General features: G+C 44.5%; 1 protein-coding gene. It reads right to left on the reverse strand.

The features are described 5' to 3' along the window. On the reverse strand, window positions 1-245 hold a 245-nt coding region (locus COJ96_RS25365), incomplete at both ends, for a M24 family metallopeptidase (RefSeq protein ID WP_142333055.1).

Consider the following 245-nt stretch of genomic DNA (forward strand, 5'->3'; position numbering starts at 1 on the left):
TCTTCAGGGTCCATACCTGTTGCATGGGCACCAGTTCTACCTTCACTCACTTCTACTAAATATTCATCTACTCCATGCTTTCTGAACGCTTCCCGAATCACCCGGTCAGCCTCAATTCCTGTCATACCAGCATAAATTTTTGGTAAACACTCTTCATATCCAAGGGAACATGCTTCCATCAAGCGCTTTGCTTCATCTGATACATTGCCGTAACAAATGGTACGGGCATTGTCGGAAGCATAATC

Origin of the sequence: Bacillus sp. AFS073361, assembly GCF_002567005.1 — a bacterium.
Lineage (GTDB): Bacteria > Bacillota > Bacilli > Bacillales > Cytobacillaceae > Neobacillus.